The following is a 518-nucleotide window of genomic DNA, read 5'->3' as shown; positions in this document are numbered from 1 at the left end:
GATGGCCATCACAAGGAGCACCATGGGAGCTTCCGGCTGTACATTCGCTGAAGGCCACGTTTGGCCTTGGTAAGTTGCCCGATACAGGCTGGGTTAATCCTTAGAGAGGAACGTATGCTTCTACTGATTTGGAGAGTTTTGGCTCCAAATAGTAATTTGTTCTACCAAGCGACTTAAGTAATCCTGCGATCGTGACTATGATCTTCCAAATAGGAGGTTGCGATGTTGAAGCAGATTAGGTTCGCTACATTGATTGTGGCGGCAACTTTCGCCCTGCCTGCGGTGGCGGCAAATCCGAATGCCGCGACCCCGCCCAATTGCGGGAACTGTCAGGGCAACCAGGGACAAGGTGTGGGCAACATAGGTTCGAATAAGGGTGCTCCAGGCCCGATTGCCGGGGCTGGCCTGCCGTTCCTGCTCATTGCAGGCGGCTATGCCCTGGTTCGGCGCTACCGCAACCGCAGCAGGACCGAACAGGCATCGTAAGTTCCCATTGGGCACGCAACCATCATAAAACC

General features: G+C 54.4%; 1 protein-coding gene. It reads left to right on the top strand.

Annotated features, from left to right (window positions below; genetic code table 11):
* The first annotated feature begins 222 nt into the window (after positions 1–222).
* Positions 223–486, top strand: a complete 264-nt coding sequence (locus JQC81_RS32710; protein WP_203275906.1) for a hypothetical protein — start codon at positions 223–225, stop codon at positions 484–486.
* The last annotated feature ends 32 nt before the right edge of the window (positions 487–518 follow it).

This window comes from Microvirga arabica (assembly GCF_016811235.1).
Classification (GTDB): domain Bacteria; phylum Pseudomonadota; class Alphaproteobacteria; order Rhizobiales; family Beijerinckiaceae; genus Microvirga; species Microvirga arabica.
The sequence above is the reverse complement of the archived record's forward strand: the minus strand, read 5'-3'. Positions and strand labels throughout refer to the sequence as shown.